Here is a 5,369-nt window from a genome sequence, read left to right as displayed (position 1 = left end):
ACCACTTCCACCAAGGCAGAACTATCTCTGGCACACCATTTGGTGAACACCAATGCTAAGGAATACGTCGCTTGGTGGTGTCCTCACTGTCATGAACAAAAACTACTCTTTCGCAAAGAAGCATATCAAATAATCAACGACAGTATCAAAGTGGAGTGCGATACCGTACCCCGCCCACCGGAGGCGATCGATCGCCGTGGTTTAAACGCTCATCCTGATTGGTGTGAAGCTGCCAATATTCCTGGTATTCCCACTTGGGTCATCAATGACCATCAGTATAGTGGCGTACAAAATCTCAAAGATTTAGCAAAGGCTTCTGGTTACAAGGGCGACACTAACTTTAAATATGTTCATACACCCCGGTTTTTTTAGTTTATCTAAGTAATTAGCTGCACTAATATACAAATTCCCAGGTTCTAGTCTCTCGCTCTATTCTTGATTTTAAGTGCCTTTTAATTTTTGGTGACTAATATCAAGCTGATAAGCATATATTTTCGGTTTTTAACTCTAAGCAAAAAATCTGATTCAATATTTAGAAATTTAAAATACTTCCCGGAAAAATAATTTGCTGGTATAATCCACCTTATTGCCAGCAATCAGCAGCCTCAAGCTAGAAAAACAAGTGCTGACCCGACTGGTTGTAGCTATTTGAATATGACCATCCTGGATCAATGTTCCCCCTTTATTAATGACAGTTAAATTTCCGAAAACAATTGCTGCTTTTGTCGTATTTATGCTGCTTAACGGCATAGTTTCTAAACCATTAAAAGCACAAATTTCAGCACGTCCCCCGACAATCCCCCAAGTTGTCCCTAGAGATATCCAACCACCTTCTACTACCCCTCTGCCAACACCACAACCACAGCAACTGCCTACACCTTTACAACTTCTTCCACCTTCAACTCCTAATCCTGAAGAACAGTTTCCTGACGTAATTAGAGAAACTTTTACTGTGAATCGGTTTGAAGTTCTTGGCGGCACAGTTTTTAGCCACCAACAAATAGATAAACTTCTTGAAGAATTCACCAATCGCCCGATCACACTCGATGATCTATATCTTGCACGACAGAAAATTACCGATCTCTACATCAGTAAAGGATACATTCGGTGTGGCGCTTATATTCCACCTCAAAAAATCCGGTCTGGTGTCGCTAAGATTCAGATAGTCGAAACTAATCTGAGGGATATTGAAATCGTAGGTACACAACGCTTAAACAAAAGTTATATTCTTCGTCGTATAGCAGCAGGAAATAATGGCCCTCTCAATGAACAGCGTTTGCTAAGGTCATTGCAACTGTTAAAGCTCAATCCTTTGATTCAAAACTTATCTGCTGATTTGCGACATGGGAATGTTCCTAATGAGATTAAGCTAGTCGTAGAAGTTGTAGAGGCGAAAACTTTTAGTACCCAAGTAATTTTGGACAATGCACGATCCCCTAGTATTGGCAGTTTCCAACGCCGAATACAAGTCAGTGAAGCTAACTTACTGGGACTGGGAGATAGTTTAAGCGTTGGTTACAGCAATACTGACGCTAGCAACTTTTTTTATGGCAGTTACACACTGCCCCTCAGTCCTAATAACGGAACCCTCTCTTTTAACTATGGGACTGGCAACAGCAGTGTTATCGAACATCCTTTCGACATCTTAAATATCAAATCCGCTTCCAGATATTATGAACTGACATTCCGCTTCCCGATAGTCCAAACTCCCACACAAGAATTTGCTCTTGGCCTAACCGCCTCCCGACGAGAAAGCGAAGCCAATTATGCTCCATTAGGAGAGCAAGTTCCTTTTCCTCAATTGGGAGCTAATGACCAAGGAAAGACTAGAGTATCCGCATTGCGATTTTTCCAGGAGTGGACTACTCGTGGTAGCATTCAAGTCTTGGCGCTGCGAGATCAATTTAACTTGGGGCTAGATGCATTTAATGCCACAGTTAATCAAGATGCTCCTGATAGCCGCTTTTTCTCTTGGCTCTTACAAGCGCAGTGGTTACGATTATTAGCTCCTGACACCCTGCTGTTACTTGGTTTAAATGCTCAATTAGCAACTAGATCGCTTGTACCTCTAGAACAGTTTAGTCTGGGTGGAATTGAAAGTGTACGTGGCTATCGTCAAGATTTACTGTTGGCTGATAATGGTGCTTTTGCTTCGGCTGACGTACAAGTTCCAGTATTTCGTATACCTAAGATAAACGGGATATTGCAACTTATTCCATTTACTGATTTTGGTGTTGTCTGGAATAATTCAGTAAGCAAAACTGCTAACACCAACAGCCCTGATACTCTTGCTGACGTTGGTGTGGGATTGCGCTGGTCGCAAGGCGCGAGCTTTACCGCTCGTCTTGACTACAGCATTCCTCTTGTATCTATTGACCAGCCAGATAGAACATGGCAGGAAAATGGAATTTACTTTTCTTTTGAGTATTTTCAGAACTAAAATCCTGTTATACTGACTAGAGTTTACTGTTAATACGGTTGAATAAATTCAAGGAGCATAGCAACTATTTCCTATTTTTGGCGGGAATAAAGTTCGCAAAAATTATGTCATAAAAATTGGCATTAAGCTTGAATTTATAACCTATAGCTCAAGTATATTTCAACTTGAAATCTAAGATTTCGCATACATTTTGAAGTAAATACATTAGTAGTATGAAAGAATTTGAATTAGGTAATATCAATCATTTGGCTTTGGTTTGCAAAGATGTAAAAAATACTATAGACTTTTACACTACTACTCTTGGACTTTCTCTTATTAAAATAATGGAAATGCCGAATGGTGGGAAACATTTTTTCTTTGACATTGGAAATGGAGGAGCTTTAGCTTTTTTCTGGTTTCCAAATGCACCTGAAGCAGCACCAGGGATAGCATCTATGAGTCCAGATGCTCATCTTACAGGAAATATCGCTACTGCACATGCTTCAATGAATCATGTAGCTTTTAATGTTCCATTAGAAAAACTAGAGGAATACAGAGAAAACCTAATTGCCCAGGGTGTGCAAGTAACTCCAATTTCAAGAGCAGATTTTATTTCCTCGTTTTATTTCTTTGATCCGAATGGTATATTATTAGAATTTGCTGCAAATGTTCGTGCATTGGGCGATCCAGTATTAGATTTACAACATAGTCTAATCCAGTCGTAGACTTCTACTAAGTTGCTTTCACCTCTGAAGTTAAATCACAACTTTGGGAATGATTTAACAGGAGCAAAAATACAAATTTTTGCTTTTTTTTGCTTGAAATCGAAGTTTTCAACCATCCTCCCAAATAAAATGAAAAGCAAACATTATTGTTTTCTAAAAATAGTTACAGCATCAACATTTATTTATTCTTTAACTGTTTTTCCATGTAACGCTCAAATAACCCCAGATATAGCTTTACCCAAAAACAGTACCACAAGACTAGAGACAGATACTACGGTTATTGAAGGAGGTACTCAAGCAGGAAACAATTTATTTCACAGCTTCCAAAGCTTTTCTGTCATGAAGGGTAGCACTGCTTTCTTTAACAATACTGCTGATATTCAAAACATTATTAGTCGTGTAACTGGCAAATCAGCTTCTAATATTGATGGATTAATTCGTGCCAATGGTGTAGCTAACTTATTTCTGATCAATCCCAATGGAATTATTTTTGGTCCAAACGCACGCTTGGATATTGGTGGTTCATTTCTTGGCAGCACAGCAAATAGTATCAACTTTGCTGATGGTTTTCAATTCAGGGCGACAAATCCACAAGCTAAACCACTGCTGAGTATTAGTGTACCCACTAGTCTTCAATTTAGGGGTAATTCAGAATCAATTCGGGTGCTAGGCACGGGGCTTATTATTCCAGCTTCTGATTTCAGACTTCCTCTAGACGCTAGCAAGTTTACTAATGATGGCTTACAGGTTAATGCTAAGAAAACTTTAGCTTTAATAGGAGGAGATGTATTATTAAATGGAGGAATTATTAGTACAAAAAATGGAAGAATTGAACTAGGAAGCGTTGACAAAGGAGAGGTTAGCATTAGGCAAGTAAATAATGGATGGTTATTTAACTACGAAAAAGTCCCTAGTTTTAGAGATATAAATTTATCACAAAATTCCTTAGTTTACGTTAACAGCCTAGAAGGTACAGGAAACACTATTAATATCCAAGGGCGTGAGACAAGAATATTGGATGGCTCCTTGGTGTTTAGTCAAAACCAGGGTTATAAGCAAAATGCAAAAATAACTATAAACGCTTCTAATCTTTTAGAGATTAAAGATTCAACACAGCTTAGTCTCAGCGCTATTTTTACTAGTAATTTTGGGAAGACACCGGGTGAAGATATTGAAATTCATGCAAAGAATCTTGCTATTGAGGGAGGGCAAATAGCTACTACCACCTTTACTGATGCCCCAGGTGGCAAGGTAGCAGTAAATGCTGACGATTCTTTAAAAATTATTGGCTCTCCTCCATCACCTGTTAATCCTTTTGGCTATGGTGCTATTAATACATTCACTTATATTAATTACGGAGATGGTGGTGATATTGTTGGAAGAATAGGAAATTTAATATTAGAAAATAACGGAGTAATGACTACGGCTTCTAGCTCTCATGGAAAGGCTGGCGATGTAAATTTACTAGCAGAAAACATCACAATTAAAAATGGAAGTAGCTTAGGCTCCACAACTTTTAATCTGGGAAGCGGTGGTGATGTTTTTGTAAATGCAAAAACATTAATAGAAATAACAGGCGGTTCGGGTTCTGTTGGAGCTAGCTCAATTAATGCTGCTACCTTTGGTAGCGGCAATGCTGGCAAATTAGAAATTTATACTCCCCAGATGGTTATCCGAGATGGGGCAACTGTATCTACAAGCACAGTCTCATCTGGAAATGCTGGCAATATCACTATAAATAGTTTTAATTCAATTGAAGTTTCAGGAAAAGATTCAAATTCAATGAATTCTAGTTCTATAGATTCATCAGCCAATATTTTACCCGAGAGTTTAAGGACAAGATTTAGTAGAGTACCAGCAACTCCCACGGGGGATGCGGGAAGTATAAGCCTTTATACTGGACGCTTAAATGTTATCAATGGCGCTGAAGTCAGTGTCAGAAATGATGGCTCCGGCAATGCAGGCAAGCTTCAGATTAAATCAAATACGATTGACATTATAAACAACGGGAGTATTGCTGCAACCACTGCTATTGGTCAAGGTGGTGATATTGGCATCAACTCAAATTATTTGCAATTACAAGATGGCATCATCTCTGCAACTGCTGGTACACAAGGTACTAATGGCGATGGTGGTAATATCATTGTCAATACAGATATCTTAGCTGCTTTAGGAAACAGTCGGATCACAGCTAATGCTTATAAGGGACGTGGTGGTAACGTTCA

Annotated in this window: 3 protein-coding genes and 1 pseudogene; all 4 read left to right on the top strand. The window is 38.9% G+C overall.

What is annotated here, in order from left to right; all coding sequences use genetic code 11:
• Positions 1-372 (top strand): annotated as a pseudogene (locus V7K32_RS05965) (hypothetical protein); the annotation flags it as partial.
• Positions 373-688: 316 nt separating this feature from the next.
• Positions 689-2,440: a ShlB/FhaC/HecB family hemolysin secretion/activation protein gene (locus V7K32_RS05960; RefSeq protein ID WP_334991210.1), complete on the top strand. Its 1,752-nt coding sequence runs from the start codon at positions 689-691 to the stop codon at positions 2,438-2,440.
• 212 nt (positions 2,441-2,652) lie between these two features.
• A complete protein-coding gene (locus tag V7K32_RS05955) occupies positions 2,653-3,144 on the top strand; it encodes a VOC family protein (RefSeq protein ID WP_334991208.1) in 492 nt (163 codons plus the stop codon).
• A 12-nt stretch (positions 3,145-3,156) separates the two neighbouring features.
• Positions 3,157-5,369, top strand: a 2,213-nt coding sequence (locus V7K32_RS05950; protein WP_334991205.1) for a two-partner secretion domain-containing protein, incomplete at its 3' end; no start/stop codon positions are given.

The organism is Nostoc sp., from assembly GCF_036917635.1.
Classification (GTDB): Bacteria; Cyanobacteriota; Cyanobacteriia; order Cyanobacteriales; family Nostocaceae; genus Nostoc.
The sequence above is the reverse complement of the archived record's forward strand: the minus strand, read 5'-3'. Positions and strand labels throughout refer to the sequence as shown.

Coding starts and splice junctions, on each gene's coding strand:
- V7K32_RS05960 (WP_334991210.1), top strand. CDS start 689: ATGACAGTTAAATTTCCGAAAACAATTGCTGCTTTTGTCGTATTTATG.
- V7K32_RS05955 (WP_334991208.1), top strand. CDS start 2,653: ATGAAAGAATTTGAATTAGGTAATATCAATCATTTGGCTTTGGTTTGC.